This is a genomic window from Streptomyces sp. GSL17-111 (assembly GCF_037911585.1).
In the GTDB taxonomy this organism is placed as follows: domain Bacteria; phylum Actinomycetota; class Actinomycetes; order Streptomycetales; family Streptomycetaceae; genus Streptomyces.
In genome coordinates this window covers 5,592,308-5,608,677 of sequence record NZ_JBAJNS010000001.1, presented here as the reverse complement: position 1 = coordinate 5,608,677, position 16,370 = coordinate 5,592,308, and the positions used below count along the sequence as shown (strand labels likewise).

The window sequence follows — 16,370 nt, the reverse complement described above, 5'->3', positions numbered from 1 at the left end:
GTCAGCCCTGCGGCCAGGGCCGGTGCTCCACGACGTCGAAGACCTCTCCGTCGGCGTCGACGCCCTCGACGGTGAAGGCCGTCTCGGACAGCCCCCAGCCCTCGGCGTCGAAGTAGTACGTGCCCCAGCCGGGCTGGTCCGGCAGCCGCACGATCTGGGCGAGGTAGGAGAACGTGTCGCCCTCGAAGGTCACCCGGATCTCGCGGGGGGTCTCGGCCAGCCGCCAGGCGCCGGTGATCAGGCGGACCTCGCCGTACTCGGACTGCACGCCGAGGCTCATGCTGTCGGGCCGGATGTCGTCACCGACGTGACCCTTGGCGGTCTCGATGTCCGCCGCGTACCGCTCGGGCTGGGTGACGACGTGGTTCTGCCGGCCCTGCGGGAGCAGGCCCATGTGCCAGCTGTCGGAGATCTCCACCGGCTCGTAGGGCTGGACGACCTTGACCTCCAGGCCGCCGAGGACGGAGACGTCGCCGCTCGCGGCGGCCGGGGCGGGGCGCGCCTCCCCGGTGGCGGGGGCGGCCGCGGTGGCCGCCCCCGTCGCGGTGCCGGCGAGCAGGAGGGCGGAGACGGCCGCGAGGGCGGCGCGGTGTCGGGTGCGGGTCACGTGAGGACTCCTCGAAGGGGTGGGCGGCCGGCCGCTGTTCGTCACCGGCTACGGCCGCACGGTGTGCCGTGGTCACCCCTTCAGACGGCACCGGGTGCGCGGATCTATGTCACCGCCCGCACGTTCGGCGCACTTTTCTTCCTCACGGACCGCCTCAGCGCCAGGGCTCGGAGACCGTGCGCAGCGTCGCGGCGGTCGCGACGGCGGCGGTGACGGCCTCGTGGCCCTTGTCCTCCCGGGAGCCGGGCAGCCCCGCGCGGTCCAGGGCCTGCTCCTCGGTGTCGCAGGTCAGCACGCCGAAGCCGATGGGGACGCCGGTCTCCACGGAGACCTGGGTGAGGCCCAGCGTCACGCCCTGGCAGACGTAGTCGAAGTGCGGGGTGCCACCGCGGACGACCACGCCGAGCGCCACGACGGCGTCGTAGCCGCGGGAGGCCAGCACCTTGGCGACGACGGGGAGTTCGAAGCTGCCCGGCACCCGCAGCAGCGTCGGCTCGTCGATGCCCAGCTCGCGCAGGGCGCGCAGGGCGCCCTCGACGAGACCGCCCATGACCTGCTCGTGCCACTGCGCGGCCACGACGGCCACACGCAGGTCCTCGCAGTTCTTGACGGTCAGCTGGGGTGCGCCCTTGCCGCTCACGTGGTGCTCCTCGGTTGTTCGGTTCGCGCGGAACCGGTGGTCTTCATCAGGGATGGGATCGACGGTGTCGGTGGTGCCGGGGGTGGGCCCCGGGCTACTGGGTGCCGCAGGCGGAGATGGCCGCCTCGTCGAGCCACGGCAGGTCGTGGCCCATGCGGTCGCGCTTGGTGCGCAGGTAGCGGATGTTGTGCTCGCCGGCCTGGACGGGCATGGGTTCGCGCCCGGTGACGGCGACCCCGTGCCGGGTGAGGGCCTCGCTCTTGGCCGGGTTGTTGGTGAGCAGCCGCACCGAGCGGACACCGAGGTCGGCCAGCATCCGGGCCCCGGCGGCGTAGTCCCGGGCGTCGGCGGGCAGCCCCAGTTCGAGGTTGGCGTCGAGGGTGTCGCGGCCGCGTTCCTGGAGTTCGTAGGCCCGCAGCTTGGAGAGCAGACCGATGCCCCGGCCCTCGTGGCCGCGCAGGTAGACGACCACCCCCCGGCCCTCCTCCTGCACCCGGCGCAGGGACGCGTCCAGCTGCGGTCCGCAGTCGCACCGCTGGGAGCCGAAGATGTCGCCGGTCAGGCACTCGGAGTGCATGCGCACCAGGACGTCCTCGCCGTCGCCCAGCTCTCCGGCGACGAGGGCGATGTGCTCGACGCCGTCGAGCGTGGAGCGGTAGCCGTGCGCGCGGAACGCGCCGTGCGCGGTGGGCAGCCGGGTCACGGCCTCCCGCGTGACGGCCGGCAGCGTCCCGGCGGGCGGGGCGGCGTCGGCGAGGGACCGGCGGTAGGCGATCAGCGCCTCGATGGAGATGATCGACAGGGAGTGCTTGCGGGCGAACGGCACCAGCTCGGGCAGCCGCAGCATCGTGCCGTCCTCACCGGCGATCTCGACGATGGCGGCGGCGGGGCGCAGTCCGGCGAGCCGGGCGAGGTCGACCCCGGCCTCGGTGTGACCGGGGCGGGTGAGGACGCCGCCGGAGCGGGCGCGCAGAGGGAAGACGTGGCCGGGACGGACGAAGTCGTCCGCGTCGGCGGCCGGGTCGGCGAGCAGCCGGATCGTGGTGGCCCGGTCGGCGGCGCTGATCCCGGTGGTGACGCCGTGCCGGGGGGCGGCGTCGACGGAGACGGTGAAGGCCGTGCTCATGGACTCGGTGTTGCGCGTGACCATCTGCGGCAGGTCGAGGCGGTCCAGCTCCGGTTCCTCCATGGGCACGCAGATCAGGCCGCGGCACTCGTTCATCATGAAGGCGACGAGCTCGGGGGTGACCTTCTCGGCGGCGACGACGAGGTCGCCCTCGTTCTCCCGGTCCTCGTCGTCGACCACGACGACCGGACGGCCCGCCGCGAGGTCGGCGACGGCCCTCTCGACCGGGTCGAGCGTGAGGTCGTCGACGAGGGCCCCGGGGCCCGCCGCGTCGTACCAGCTCCGCGTTGCGGTCATACGGCCACTCCTTCCGTTGCCCGCGCCGCCCGGGCGGCCGACGCGGTCTGGTCGCGGGAACGCAGCCACCAGGCGCGCAGTCCCCACAGGACCAGGACGAGATAGACGAGGTAGACGAAGCCGGAGAAGGCGAGGCCGCTGGCGAAGGCGAGCGGCACGCCGACGATGTCGACCAGCAGCCAGGCGAACCAGAACTCGACCAGTCCGCGTGCCTGGGCGACCATGGCGGCGAGGGTGCCGACGAAGATGTAGGCGTCCGGCCAGGGGTTCCAGGACAGTTCGGGCACGGCCGAGAACAGCGCGCCGACGGCGGCGGTGCCCAGCGCCGTTCCGGCGAGGAGCAGCAGGCGCTCGCGGCCCGTGGCGAAGCGGACGGCGATGTGACCGTCCGCCGCCTCCCGTCGGCCGTCCCGCCACTGCTGCCACCCCCACAGGCCCACCACGACGACCAGCATCTGCTTGCCGACGCCCCCGGCCAGGGAGGCCGAGAGGTAGGCCGCGACGAGCACGACGCCGGAGAGCACCTGCACGGGCCAGCTCCACACGGAGCGCCGCCAGCCGAGGGCGAGGGCGGTCAGCCCGAGGACGTTGCCGGTCATGTCGGACCAGATGACGTCCTGGCCGAGGACGGTGAAGGCCGTGTCGTCGAGGGCGCCGAGCACACCGGTGAGGCTCACCGCGGCTCCCCCGCCCCGGCCGGGCCCCCGCCGGCGGCCAGCAGCCGCTCGACGTACTTGGCCAGGACGTCGACCTCCAGGTTCACCGGCTCGCCGGGCTGCTTGAGCCCGAGCGTGGTGAGGTCGAGCGTGGTGGGGATGAGGCTGATGGTGAACCAGTCGGCCCCGGCCTCGACGACGGTGAGGCTGACGCCGTCCACCGTGATCGAGCCCTTGTCCACGACGTAGCGCGCGAGCGGTGCCGGCAGGGTGACGCGCACGAGTTCCCAGTGCTCGCCGGGGGTGCGGGCGGCGATGGTGCCGGTGCCGTCGACGTGGCCCTGGACGAGGTGGCCGCCGAGTCGGCCGCCCAGGGCCATCGGCCGCTCCAGGTTGACCCGGGAGCCGACGTCCAGTGCTCCGAGGCCGGAGCGCCGCAGGGTCTCGGCCATGACGTCGGCGGTGAACTCGCCGTCGACGACGGTGACCACGGTCAGGCACACGCCGTTGACGGCGATCGAGTCCCCGTGGGCGGCGTCCTTGGTGACGAGCGGTCCGCGCAGGGTGAGCCGGGAGGAGTCGCCCAGGTGCTCGATGGCGGTGACCTCGCCCAGTTCTTCGACGATTCCGGTGAACACTCAGCGCTCCTCGGTGCGGCGTGCGGTGGCGGTGGCGGGTGGGGCCTCGGTGGTGGTGACGGGTGCGGCGGGGGCGGCGGACTGCTCCGTCCGGGTGACGGCGGCGGTCACGCGCAGGTCGGGACCGAGCCGGGCGGTGTCGGTCACCGTCAGCCTCAGCGCCCGCGCGATCGTCGTGATTCCCGCGTCGGACAGCGCCTGCGGGCCCGCGCCGAGCAGCGCGGGAGCGAGGTAGCCGGTCACCCGGTCGAGGAGGCCGGCGGCGACGAAGGCGCCGGCCAGGGTGGCGCCGCCCTCCAGCAGGACGGAGCGGACGTCACGGGCGTGCAGGGCCGCCAGGAGGGCGGCCGGGTCCAGCCCCCGGCCGTCCCGGGCGCGCGGCAGCCGCAGGATCTCGGTGTGCGGATCCAGCGCGGTCGCGTCGGCGTCCGGGGCGACGGCGACGAGTGTGGGGGCGGCGGCGTCGAGCACGCGGGCGCCGGGGCGCACGGCGCGTGCCTCGGTGTCCACGACGACGCGCAGCGGCTGGACGGCGCCGGGGACGCCGCGCACCGCGAGGTGGGGGTCGTCGGTGGCGGCCGTGCCGGAGCCGACGAGCACGGCGTCGGACTCGGCGCGCAGCCGGTGCACGTCGGCCCGCGCCTCGGCGGAGGTGATCCAGCGGCTGGTGCCGTCGGCGGCGGCGATGCGGCCGTCGAGCGTGGCGGCGTACTTCCAGTGCACGAGGGGGCGGCCGAGGCGCACAGAGGTGAGCCAGGCGGTGTTGACGTCCGCGGCGGCGTCGGCCAGCAGCCCGCCGCTGACCTCGACACCGGCGGCGGTCAGTGTGGCGCCGCCGCCGCTTGCCACGGGGTTCGGGTCGGCGACCGCGTAGACGACGCGGGCGACGCCGGCGCGCAGGAGCGCCTGGGCGCACGGGCCCGTGCGGCCGGTGTGGTCGCACGGTTCCAGGGTGACCACGGCGGTGCCACCGCGCGCGTCGTCGCCCGCCTCGGCCAGGGCGTGGACCTCGGCGTGCGGGCCGCCGGCCCGCTTGTGCCAGCCCTCCCCGACGGTGCGCCCGGCGGCGTCCAGGACGACGCAGCCGACGACGGGGTTCGGGCTGGTGGCACCGAGCCCACGGCGGGAGAGGTCGATCGCGCGGTGCATCGCGTCGCGCTCGCGGCGCGCGGCTGCTGCGGTGGCCACCGGGTCTCTCCTGCCTCTGCGGGCGCGGACTCCGGGGCGTGGGAGAAACGGACGGACGACCGGTGCGGCGGATGCCCGACACCCGCACGCCACCCCCTTCACGGGGGCGGGTACGACGCGGCGACCCGCTGCACCTCTGCCCGCCGCGCACTGCCTCCCATCCGGACTTTCACCGTCGGTCCAGGAATTTCACCTGGTCAACCGGCCGCTGGCGGCGGACGGGTCGCGGACTGTAACCGCCGGTTCGGAATTGCACCGACCCCGGAGTGCGCTGACGTCACGTGTACGCGTCCAGTCTGCCACGCATCGCCTCGCGGCAGACTCGTCGCCCGCTGTGGAGTGACTCACAGCGGCGCGCGGACGGGCCTCACTCGCCCCAACGGGCCCGGCGCGGCGCAGATTTCACTGATTGGTACAGACCTATTGACGCACTGGTCTAGTCCTCTTACGTTTGCGGCACCTCCGAGGAGCGGTCCGGGGTGTGCGCACGCCCCGGGCCAGGCACCACCCACCCCCCGCCTCCCATCCGCCTGCCCTCACCAGGAGGACACACCGTGTTGCCCAGAACCCGCGCGAGAGCGACACTCGCGGCCGCCGCCACGGCGGTCGCCGGGCTGTTGTTCGGGACACTCTCCGCGACCCCCGCTCAGGCCGAGGACCAGGATTCCTGCCGACCGGACGGCCTCTACACCACGCCGGGTGTGGACGTCCCCTACTGCACCGTCTACGACAGCGCCGGACGCGAGAAGATGGGCGCCGACCACCAGCGGCGCGTCATCGGCTACTTCACCAGCTGGCGCACCGGCGAGAACGGCCGCGACGCCTACCTCGCCGACGACATCCCGTGGGACAAGGTCACCCACCTCAACTACGCCTTCGCGCACGTCGACGGGAACAACGAGCTGTCGGTGGGCCCCGACGGCCCGGAGAACCCCGCGACGGGCATGACCTGGCCGGACGTCGACGGCGCCGAGATGGACCCCGACTTCCCCTACCAGGGACACTTCAACCAGCTCAACAAGTTCAAGAAGCAGCACCCGCAGGTCAAGACGCTGGTGTCGGTGGGCGGCTGGGCCGAGACCGGCGGCTACTTCGGCCCCGACGGCGAACGCGTCGACTCCGGCGGCTTCTACTCGATGGCCACCAACGCCGACGGCTCCGTCAACCAGGCGGGCATCGACACCTTCGCCGAGTCCGCGGTCTCCTTCATCCGCGAGTACGGCTTCAACGGCGTGGACATCGACTACGAGTACGCCACGTCGATGAAGGACGCCGGCAACCCGCTGGACTGGTCGATCGCCAACCCGCGCCGCGCCGGGCTCAACGCCGGGTACGCGGCCCTGATGAAGACGCTGCGCGAGGAACTCGACCGGGCCGGCGCGGCGGACGGCAAGCACTACCTCCTCACCGTGGCCGCGCCCTCCTCCGGCTACCTGCTGCGCGGCATGGAGACGTACCAGACGGCGAAGTACCTGGACTACGTCAACATCATGTCCTACGACCTGCACGGCGCCTGGAACGAGTACGTGGGCCCGAACGCCGCCCTGTACGACGACGGCAAGGACGCGGAGCTGGCGGCGGCCGGTGTCTACACCACCGGTCAGTACGGCGGCATCGGGTACCTCAACACCGACTGGGCGTACCACTACTTCCGCGGGTCCATGCCCGCGGGGCGCATCAACATCGGTCTGCCCTACTACACACGGGGCTGGAAGAACGTCACCGGCGGCACCGACGGGCTGTGGGGCAAGGCGCCCAGCTCGGACTGCCCGGCCGGCTCCGGGCTCACCAAGTGCGGTGACGGCGCCTCGGGCATCGACAACCTGTGGCACGACCTGGACACCGAGGGCGTCGAGTCGCCCGCCGGCTCCAACCCGATGTGGCACGCCAAGAACCTCGAAGAGGGCATCGTCGGCGACTACGTCACCCAGTACGGCTTCCCCGCCGACTTCAGCCTGACGGGCTCCTACGCGCGCAAGTACAGCGACACGATGGAGTCCCCCTGGCTGTGGAACGAGCAGAAGCGGGTCTTCCTCGCCACCGAGGACGAGGAGTCCGTGCGGGCCAAGGCGCAGTACGTCGTGGACCAGGGCATCGGCGGCACCATGATGTGGGAGCTGGCCGGCGACTACGACTGGAACGACGCCAAGGGCCAGTACGAGACCGGCGACACGCTCACCACGATCATGTACGACGCCTTCAAGTCGGCCACCCCGTACGGCGCCGAGCGCGCCACCACGGACATGCCGACGGAGACGATCGACGTGGACGTCGCCTTCACGGACTTCCCGCTCGGTGACTCCAACTACCCGATCAGCCCCAAGATGCGGATCACGAACAACTCCGACGTCACCCTGCCGGGCGGCACGGAGTTCCAGTTCGACTACGCGACCTCCGCGCCCGGCAACGCCAAGGACCAGTCCGGCTTCGGCACGTCCATCGTGAGCAGCGACCACACCCGGAACGGCAACGTGGGCGGCCTCGACGGCGAGTACCACCGTGTCTCGCTCAAGCTGCCGGGCTGGCAGTCCGTGGCGCCGGGGGCGACCGTGACGGTCGACTTCGTCTACTACCTGCCCGTGTCGACGCCGTCCAACTGGACGGTCACCGTCGACGGCACCGACTACGCCATCCCCGGCGACCTGGCCCGCGGCACCACGCCCGGAAACCCGGGCGGCGGCACGGGCGGTGGCGACGGCGGCGGTGACGGTGGCGGCGACAACGGCGGCGGTGGCGGGGAGTGCACCGCTCCGGCGTGGGCGTCCGGCGACGTCTACGGCGGCGGCGACACCGTCTCGCACGACGGCCACACCTGGCGGGCCAAGTGGTGGACGCAGGGCGACGAGCCCGGCACCACCGGCCAGTGGGGCGTCTGGGAGGACCTGGGCACCTGCTGACACCCCTTCCTGACAGCGGTCCGGTGCCGCGTGACGTAGGGTCGCGCGCCACCGGACCGCGCCATGGGTTCGACGTGCGGCCGCTCCGTCCGGAAGGCTGTCGCCCATGGCTGGAGTGAACGGAGCGGACCCGGTGAACGAGCCCGGGAATGTCGGCCCGCGAGGCGACGGCGTCAAGGATGACCGGCTGCGCCGGGCGCGCTGGGCCGTGGCCGCCGTCTTCGCCGTGCACGGCGCGGTGACCGGCAGCTTCGCCACGCGCGTGCCGTGGATCCAGGACCACGCGGGCCTCACCGCCGGCCAGCTCGGCCTCGCCCTCGCCTTCCCCGCGATCGGGGCGTCGGTCGCGATGCCCCTGGCCGGGCGGATCAGCCACCGTTTCGGGGCCCGGAACGCGCTGCGCGGCCTACTGGCCCTGTGGACGGCCTCCCTCGTCCTCCCGGCCCTCTCCCCCGGCCTCCTCACGCTGTGCGCCGCGCTCTTCTGCTACGGCGCGACGGCCGGCATGTCGGACGTGGCCATGAACGCGCTCGGCGTGGAGGTCGAGCGGCGCCTTGGCCGGTCGGTCATGTCCGGCCTGCACGGCATGTGGAGCGCGGGCGCCCTGCTCGGCTCGGCGGCGGGCACCCTGGCGGCCACCGCCGGCACGGACGCCCGGGTGCACCTCGGCCTGGCGGCCGTCGTGCTCACGGTGCTCGGCACGCTGGCCTGCCAGGGCGTGCTGGACGTCCGCAGCGCCCCGGACGAGCACCCGCCGCCGCGCTTCACCCTGCCGCCGCGCTCCGCGCTCGTCATCGGCGCCGTCGGCTTCTGCGCCGTCTTCGCCGAGGCGGCCAGCCTGGACTGGTCCGCCGTCTACCTGCGGGACGTGCTCGGCACCTCCGCGGGCGTCGCCGCCGCGTCCACGACGGCGTTCGCCTGCACGATGGCCGTGGCGCGGTTCGCCGGGGACGCGGTGGTGGAGCGCTTCGGCCCGGTGCGCACCGTGCGCGTGGGCGGCGTACTGGCCACGCTCGGCGGCGCCCTGGTCGTCACCGCCCCCGGACCGGTGGCGGCCATGGGCGGCTTCGCGCTGCTCGGGCTCGGCATCGCCGTCGTCGTGCCGCTGGCCTTCGCCGCCGCGGCCCGCAGCGGCACCGCCCCGAGCCAGTCCATCGCCGGAGTGGCGACGATCACCTACACCTCGGGCCTGATCGCGCCCTCCGCGATCGGCTCCGTCGCGGAGGTCAGCTCCCTGACCGTCTCGTTCGGCCTGGTCACGCTGCTGGCGTTCGGCCTGGTCCTCGGCGCGGGCGTCCTCCGCTCAGCCTCCACCACCCCGAAGACCGCCCCCGTCCCCGCCCCGGCGGACACCACTCCCGCGCGCGACTGACGAGCCGGAACCGCAGGCACACCAGCGGCGTGTCCTCATCCACCGGAGTGCCGATGCCTTCCCAGAAGCGCCGGTGTCCGGTCCGCCACTCCTCCAGCGATCGGTCACCCTCTCCTTCGGCGGCGGCGTGTTCCCACGTGACACCGCCGAAGGAAACCAGCTCGACGCCGGTGATCTCGACCGTGGCGACGCGGTCTCCCTCGTTCCCGGCAAGCGCCAGGCGCTCCCCCTCGAACTCCAGGCCCTCCGTCTCCTCGACGTACTCAGCCAACAGCCCGGTGGTGGCTGTCTTTCTCCCGGCCAGGACAAGAGCGTTGAGCCGCTCCCGCATCTCACCGGTCGTGCCGAGCTCCAGCGCCCGCATGCCGTTCATCCGTGGCCACACGGTTCCACCTCCCGTTGCGGCACCCTGCCACGGCACCGATCGTCCCGCACGGATCCTGGACGTCCACCGCCATGCCGCTCACCGACCCGCGCGTCAGGCGCGGGTGACGGGACCCGCGCCCGGAGTGTCGGCGGCGCCGGGGGCCGTCGCGTCGAAGAGGGCTTCGCCCTCGCGCATATGGGGCGGGGCGAGTCGACGCAGGGCGTGGTAGCCGATGAGGACGATCAGCGTGCCGAGGGCGATGCCGCTGAGGGAGAAGGCATCGGTGAACTCCAGCGTGACGTTCCCGATGCCCACGATGACGCCGGCCGCGACCGGGACGAGGTTGACGGGGTTGCCGAGGTCGACACCGTTCTCGATCCATATCTTCGCCCCGAGCAGGCCGATCATTCCGTAGAGGATGACCGTGATGCCCCCGAGGACCCCGCCGGGGATGGCCGCGACGACGGCGCCGAACTTGGGGCAGAAGCCGAAGAGGATCGCGAAGCCCGCCGCCGCCCAGTAGGCGGCCGTGGAGTAGACGCGCGAGGCGGCCATGACGCCGATGTTCTCGGCGTACGTCGTGGTGGCCGGGCCGCCCACCGAGGTGGACAGCACGGTGGCCGCGCCATCGGCGGCGATGGCGGTGCCCATGCGGTCGTCCAGCGGGTCGCCGGTCATCTCCCCCACGGCCTTGACGTGCCCGGCGTTCTCCGCGATGAGCGCGACGACGACGGGCAGCGCCACGAGCACGGCCGAGAGCTCGAAGCCCGGCGCGTGCAGCGTCGGCAGGCCGATCCAGTCGGCCTGGCCCACGGCGGAGAGGTCCAGTCGCCAGTGCGCGGTGATCTCGCCGGAGCCGGTCGGTGAGGTGATGCGGCCGAGAACGCGGTCCAGCCCCCAGGACAGGACGTACCCGAAGACGAGTCCGAGGAAGATGGCGACGCGGCTCCAGAAGCCCCGCAGGGCGACCAGGGCGAACCCGGTGAACAGCAGGGTGGCCAGGGCCGTCCACTGGTCCTGCGGCCAGTACGTCCCGGCCGCGACGGGGGCGAGGTTGAAACCGATCAGCATCACCACGGCACCGGTCACGACCGGGGGCAGGACGGCGTGCACGACCCGCGCGCCCAGGGCCCGGACGACGAGCCCGGCGGCGAGCAGCACCACGCCGACGACCAGCAGCGCGCCGGTCAGCGTGGCGGGAGTGCCGCCCTCGGCGGCGATGATCGCCGCCACGCCGACGAACGACAGGCTGCTGCCCAGGTAGCTCGGGACCGCGCCCCGGGTGACCAGCAGGAAGAAGATCGTCGCCACACCCGAGACCATGACGGCGAGGTTCGGGTCCAGGCCCATGAGGACGGGGGCGACGAACGTCGCCCCGAACATGGCCACGACGTGCTGGGCGCCGAGCCCCAGGGTTCGCCACCACGACAGCCGCTCGTCCGGCCGTACGACGGCGCCCGGTGCCGGGCTGCGCCCGTCTCCGTGCAGTTTCCAACCCACTCCGAGGCGCATCGCGCGTGCTCCACCCACCGACCGAACAAAACGAGCCAAGGGTAGTACCCGCCGGTGGGCGGAGCCGCGACGGGGTCCGCCCACCGGCCGGTGCTCCGGGGCGCGGGGCGACCGCTCAGTCCTCCGGCAGCTCCACCGGGGCGATCGCGTCGTAGACGTCGCCCGGCCCGGGGTTGGTCGGGTCGGTGGCACCGCCGAGCTGGTGCATGACGCCCCAGACCGCGTTGAGGGCGGTCTGCACCGCGCCCTCGGCCCAGCCGGCCGTCCAGGAGATGTCGTCCCCGGCGAGGAAGAGGCCCCGCTTGTCGGCGGGCAGGCGGTCCTGCATGAAGTGGGTGAACAGCCGCCGCTGGTAGCGGTAGTGGCCCGGCAGGTTGGCCTTGAACGCGCCCATGAAGTAGGGCTCGTTCTCCCAGGAGACGGTGATCGGGCTGCCGGTGATGTGCTTGCGGATGTCGACCTTCGGGTAGATCTCGCGCAGCGACTTGAGCATCACCTCCATGCGCTCGTTCGCGTCGAGCGGGAGCCACTTCAGGCTGTCGTCGCACCAGGTGTAGGACAGGCAGATGACGGCGGGCCGGTCCGGTCCGTTGTCCAGCAGGTAGGTGCCCCGGGTCATGCGGTCGGTGAGCGTCATGCTCATCACGTCCCGGCCCGTCTGCTCGTCGGTGTCCAGCCAGAACGGCCGGTCGACGGGGACGAACAGCTTGGACGACTCCATGTAGTGCGTGCGCTCGACGGCCGTCCAGTGGTCGATGGGCAGCAGGGCGTCGTCACAGTCGATCTTCGACAGCATCATCCACGACTGGGCGGTGAACACGGCCGCCTTGTAGGTGCGGATGTCGCCGTGCGCGTCGGTGACGGTGATGCGGTTGCCGGCGGTGCGGTACAGCCGCGTGACGGCGGGCCGGGGCTCACCGCCGTGCAGCGAGGCGAGCGAGGTGCCCTTCGGCCAGTGCACCAGCTTGTCCGGCTCGCGCTCCCACAGTCGCAGGGGCAGCTGCTGGCTGCCGCCGACGATGCCCCGGTGGTCGTCGTCGGCCCCGGTGTAGACGACGCGGAGGATCTCCAGGATGGAGTTCGGGAAGTCGGTGTCCCAGCCGCCGGTACCGAAGCCGACCTGGCCGAAGATCTCCCGGTGCCGGAAGGAGCCGAACGCCTCCGAGTCGCACAGGAAGCCGTAGAACGTCTGGTTGTCCAGCTTCTCCACGAGCCGCGCCCAGATCTCCCGGATGCGCGGCACGTCGCGCTCCCGGATGGCGCGCTGCATGTCGGAGAAGTCGGCGCCCTCCTCCAGACAGGCGTTCCAGGCGTTCATGACCTGGTGGTAGACCTCGGGCAGATCGTCCACGGTGCGGGCGTAGTGGCTCTCCCCCTTGAGGTCCACGACGGTCGAGGGGGTGTCGGGGGCGAGCGGGTTGGGGAACGGCTTGGTCTGAAGCCCGACGAGGTCGACGTAGTGCTGGAACGCCGTCGAGGACGGCGGGAAGCGCATGGCGCCCATCTCGGCGTTGAGCGGCGTGCCGGTGCCGTCGTCGGAGCCCGCGAAGTCGCTGGTGCGCAGCCGCCCGCCGATCTGGTCGGCCTCGTAGACGACGGGCTTGAGGCCCATCTTCATCAGCTCGTAGGCGGTGACGATGCCGGACAGACCGCCGCCGACGACGGCGACCTCGGTGCCGTGCTCGGTGGCCGGGACCTGTCCCAGCCCGGCCGGTCCGGCCAGGTAGTCGTCGTAGGCGAAGGGGAAGTCCGGGCCGAACATGGTGATGGGCGGCGTGGACTGGGCCTCGGCGTGCTGCTCGTCGTGGACGGCGGCGGGCACGGTGGAGGTCATCGGCGCGGTTCTCCTTGCGGGGACAGGGACGTGTACAGCTCGGGGCGGCGATCGGCGAGGTAGGTGTTCTCGGCGCGGGAGGCCGCCAGGAAGGCGGTGTCGACGTCCGCCACGATCAGGTCCTCGCCACTCCCGGCACGGGCGCGGACGGTTCCGTCGGGGGCGGCGAGGCAGCTCATCCCGGCGAAGGTGAAGTCGCCCTCGACGCCGTGGCGGTTGGCGTAGGCGATGTAGATCTGGTTCTCCCAGGCCCGCACGGGCACCACGGACCGCGGCACGATCTCGTAGGGGCGCATCAGGGCGGTGGGGACGAGCAGCAGCTCGCTCCCGGCCAGGGCGTGCGCCCGCACGGGCTCCGGGAACTCGACGTCGTAGCAGGTCAGCAGTCCGATGCGGACGCCGTCGATCTCGGCCTGGACGACGGCGTCCGCAACCGGTCCGGGCCGGAAGCACGCCTTCTCGTAGGCGCCGAACAGGTGCGTCTTGCGGTAGCCGGCCAGCGGGGTGCCGTCGGGGGCGACCAGACGCACCGCGTTGTAGACGGCGTCGCCGTCGCGCTCGGGGTAGCCGTAGTGGACGGCCAGCCCGTGCTCGGCGGCGATCTTCCCGACCGCCTCGGCGGAGGGACCGTCGGCGGGTTCGGCCGCGGCGGCGACGGCGTCCCCGAGGGCGTAGCCGGTCAGGGACAGCTCGGGGGTGACCAGCAGACGGGCCCCGGCCGCCGCCGCGCGCCCGGCCGCCCGGGCGAACGCGGCCAGGCTCTCACCGGGGGCGGGGATGCCGCCGGGGCCTTGGTACAGCGCGATGCGCAGGGACGCCATGGGACCTCACGGACGTGCGACGGGACCTTGCAGGGGATCGCTTCGACGGTACGTGCGCGCGGACGGAGCGAACAAGGCGGCTTCCTTGCGCATCCACGGCGATTTCGTTGCGCGTTCACGGTTGTCCACGGCGATCCGTTGCGTACACCGTTGATCCGAAGGCGAGGCGTGCGTGGTCCCGTGGCGGCGGACCCGCTTCCACGTACGCCCCCGGCATCCGGCGGGGCGGCCGGGGACCGGGTCCGGCCCCCGACCCCCGGCCGCCTCAGGTAGGGGAGCCGGCCGAGTAGCGGCGCAGGAGCGGGGAGAGCACCAGCACGGACTTGGTGCGCTCCACGAAGTGCTCTCCCGCGATGCGCTCCAGCACGCGCTCGAAGTGGCGCATGTCGGAGGCGAAGACCTGGACGACGGCGTCCGCGTCGCCGGTGACCGTGGACGCGGACGCCACCTCCGGGTAGCGCGACAGGCCCCGCCGGATGTCCTCGGGTGAGGTGTTGTGCCGGCAGTACATCTCGATGAACCCCTCCGTCTCCCAGCCGAGCGCGGCCGGGTCCACCCGCACGGTGAAGCCGGTGATGGCGCCGTCCGCGCGGAGCCGGTCCACCCGCCGCTTCACGGCCGGGGCGGAGAGCCCGACCTCCGCGCCGATGTCGGCGTAGGAGCGGCGGGCGTCCTCGGCGAGGGCGTGGACGATGCGTTCGTCGAGTTCGTTCAGTCGCACGGGGGTCGGGTCACTTCTCACTCGGCACGGGAGGCGTGGCGGGCTCGTTCGCCAGGGTGGAGCGGCGCTGCCCGTAGAGGAAGTAGAACACGAGGCCGGCGGCCATCCAGAGACCGAAGACCAGCCAGGTGATGGCGGGCAGGTTCAGCATGTTGTACAGACAGAAGCAGAGGCCCAGCAGCGGGACGAGCGGCGAGAACGGGACCCGGAAGCCGCGCGGCATGTCGGGGCGGGTGCGGCGCAGCACGATGACGGCGACGTTGACCAGACCGAAGGCGAACAGCGTGCCGATGCTCGTCGCGTTGGCCAGCTCCCCGAGCGGGATCGCGGCGGCCAGGACACCGCAGAAGGCGGAGACCAGGAAGGTGTTGGCGCGCGGCGTGCCGGTGCGGGGGTGCACCTTGGAGAAGACCCGGGGCACCAGGCCGTCCCGGGACATGGCGAAGAGGATGCGGGTCTGACCGTAGAGGACGGCGAGGACGACGCTGGCGATGGCGACGACGGCCCCCGCGGCGAGGATCGTGGCCCAGAACTCCTGGCCGGTGACGTCGCTGAGGACGCCGGCGAGCGCGGCCTCGGAGCCCTCGAAGCTCTCCCACGGGACGGCGCCCACGGCGACGGCGGCGACCATCACGTACAGGGCGGTGACGATGAGCAGGGACAGCATGATCGCGCGGGGCAGGTCGCGCTGCGGGTTCTTCGCCTCCTCACCGGCGGTGGAGGCGGCGTCGAAGCCGATGTAGGAGAAGAACAGGGAGGCGCCGGCGGCGCTGACACCGGCCATGCCGAGCGGCATGAAGGGCTCGTAGTTGCCGGCACGGATGCCGGTGAAGGCGACGGCGCAGAAGAGCAGGAGCGCGCCGATCTTCACGACCACCATGATCGAGTTGACCCGGGCGCTCTCCCGGGCGCCGCCCATGAGGAACGCCATGGCCAGGACCACGACGAGGAGGGCGGGGAGGTTGAAGTAGCCGCCGTCGCCGGGCGGGTTCGACAGCGCGGCCGGAATGGTGACGCCGATCGTGCCGTCGAGCAGTTCGTTGAGGTACTGGCCCCAGCCGACGGCGACGGCCGCCACGGAGACCCCGTACTCCAGGATCAGGCACAGTCCGCAGACCCAGGCCACCAGCTCGCCCATGGTGGCGTAGGAGTAGGAGTACGAGGAGCCGGAGGCGGGGATCGTGCCCGCCAGTTCGGCGTACGAGAGCGCGGAGAACAGGGCCGTCAGGCCCGCGATGACGAAGGAGATCGTCACGGCGGGCCCGGCCTCGGGGACGGCCTCGCCGAGCACGACGAAGATGCCCGTGCCGAGCGTGGCACCGATGCTGATCATGGTGAGCTGCCACATGGTCAGCGTGCGGCGCAGCTCTCCGCCACTCCCGTGGCCGGTCTCGGCGACCAGTCGTTCCACGGGCTTGCGCCGCATGAACCGGGACATCCCGGTCGGCGGTGCGGAGGACGCTGCGTTTCGGTCCAGCACGGGTGGGCTCCTTGCCATGTGATGCGGGTTCGCGGCGGGAGACCGGCACGGCTCAGGCCCGCACCCGGTGGGAGCGCGTCACACAGCGACCGAGACCGTCGAGCAGGCGGTCTCCGCCACTCCTCGTACAGCGCCCGACTCTAGGACCGGGACATGTCGGCACGTAATGCGTGATCCTTGCGCACCCGTGCCGATTCGTTGCGCGGAAACACCC

Annotated in this window: 14 protein-coding genes and 1 riboswitch; of the genes, 2 read left to right on the top strand and 12 right to left on the bottom strand. The window is 72.6% G+C overall.

Annotated elements, in window-relative coordinates:
* Position 1: 1 nt before the first annotated feature.
* From V6D49_RS24935 to ribD, 6 genes are all read right to left on the bottom strand, one after another.
* Positions 2-607: a hypothetical protein gene (locus tag V6D49_RS24935; RefSeq protein WP_340563158.1), complete on the bottom strand. Its 606-nt coding sequence runs from the start codon at positions 605-607 to the stop codon at positions 2-4.
* A gap of 154 nt (positions 608-761) precedes the next feature.
* Positions 762-1,247 carry a 6,7-dimethyl-8-ribityllumazine synthase gene (gene ribH / locus V6D49_RS24930; protein WP_340563155.1) on the bottom strand — a complete coding sequence of 162 codons (486 nt, stop codon included), beginning with the start codon at positions 1,245-1,247 and terminating at the stop codon, positions 762-764.
* Positions 1,248-1,341: 94 nt separating this feature from the next.
* On the bottom strand, positions 1,342-2,670 hold the full coding sequence (locus V6D49_RS24925; RefSeq protein ID WP_340563153.1) for a bifunctional 3,4-dihydroxy-2-butanone-4-phosphate synthase/GTP cyclohydrolase II: 1,329 nt from the start codon (positions 2,668-2,670) through the stop codon (positions 1,342-1,344).
* A complete protein-coding gene (locus V6D49_RS24920) occupies positions 2,667-3,347 on the bottom strand; it encodes a nicotinamide mononucleotide transporter family protein (RefSeq protein ID WP_445330597.1) in 681 nt (226 codons plus the stop codon). The genes V6D49_RS24925 and V6D49_RS24920 overlap by 4 nt, the downstream gene beginning before the upstream one ends.
* A complete protein-coding gene (locus V6D49_RS24915) occupies positions 3,344-3,964 on the bottom strand; it encodes a riboflavin synthase (RefSeq protein ID WP_340563151.1) in 621 nt (206 codons plus the stop codon). The genes V6D49_RS24920 and V6D49_RS24915 overlap by 4 nt, the downstream gene beginning before the upstream one ends.
* Positions 3,965-5,113 carry a bifunctional diaminohydroxyphosphoribosylaminopyrimidine deaminase/5-amino-6-(5-phosphoribosylamino)uracil reductase RibD gene (gene ribD / locus V6D49_RS24910; RefSeq protein WP_340564304.1) on the bottom strand — a complete coding sequence of 383 codons (1,149 nt, stop codon included), beginning with the start codon at positions 5,111-5,113 and terminating at the stop codon, positions 3,965-3,967. It lies immediately after the preceding gene.
* Between the two features lie 182 nt (positions 5,114-5,295).
* Positions 5,296-5,426, bottom strand: a riboswitch (FMN riboswitch).
* Between the two features lie 280 nt (positions 5,427-5,706).
* Here ribD and V6D49_RS24905 point away from each other — a divergent pair.
* Positions 5,707-8,049 (top strand): chitinase C-terminal domain-containing protein, encoded by a 2,343-nt coding sequence (locus V6D49_RS24905; protein WP_340563149.1) that lies wholly within the window; start codon positions 5,707-5,709, stop codon positions 8,047-8,049.
* Between the two features lie 106 nt (positions 8,050-8,155).
* On the top strand, positions 8,156-9,421 hold the full coding sequence (locus V6D49_RS24900; protein ID WP_340563147.1) for an MFS transporter: 1,266 nt from the start codon (positions 8,156-8,158) through the stop codon (positions 9,419-9,421).
* On the opposite strand, the gene V6D49_RS24895 is transcribed toward V6D49_RS24900, so the two are convergent.
* The 6 genes from V6D49_RS24895 to V6D49_RS24870 all read right to left on the bottom strand — a co-directional run bounded on the left by V6D49_RS24895 (position 9,306) and on the right by V6D49_RS24870 (position 16,114).
* On the bottom strand, positions 9,306-9,752 hold the full coding sequence (locus V6D49_RS24895; RefSeq protein ID WP_340564302.1) for an ASCH domain-containing protein: 447 nt from the start codon (positions 9,750-9,752) through the stop codon (positions 9,306-9,308). The two genes, V6D49_RS24900 and V6D49_RS24895, sit on opposite strands and share 116 nt — an antisense overlap.
* 147 nt (positions 9,753-9,899) lie before the next feature.
* Entirely contained in the window at positions 9,900-11,300 is a 1,401-nt protein-coding gene (locus tag V6D49_RS24890) for a uracil-xanthine permease family protein (RefSeq protein ID WP_340563144.1), read from the bottom strand.
* A gap of 115 nt (positions 11,301-11,415) precedes the next feature.
* Positions 11,416-13,134, bottom strand: a complete 1,719-nt coding sequence (locus tag V6D49_RS24885) for a flavin monoamine oxidase family protein (protein ID WP_340563143.1) — start codon at positions 13,132-13,134, stop codon at positions 11,416-11,418.
* Entirely contained in the window at positions 13,131-13,955 is an 825-nt protein-coding gene (locus tag V6D49_RS24880; RefSeq protein ID WP_340563142.1) for a carbon-nitrogen hydrolase family protein, read from the bottom strand. The genes V6D49_RS24885 and V6D49_RS24880 overlap by 4 nt, the downstream gene beginning before the upstream one ends.
* 265 nt (positions 13,956-14,220) lie before the next feature.
* Positions 14,221-14,676: an Lrp/AsnC family transcriptional regulator gene (locus tag V6D49_RS24875; protein ID WP_191209002.1), complete on the bottom strand. Its 456-nt coding sequence runs from the start codon at positions 14,674-14,676 to the stop codon at positions 14,221-14,223.
* A gap of 10 nt (positions 14,677-14,686) precedes the next feature.
* The gene (locus tag V6D49_RS24870; protein WP_340564301.1) at positions 14,687-16,114 is read right to left on the bottom strand and encodes an amino acid permease; all 1,428 of its coding nucleotides are present in this window, start codon (positions 16,112-16,114) and stop codon (positions 14,687-14,689) included.
* Positions 16,115-16,370 lie beyond the last annotated feature (256 nt).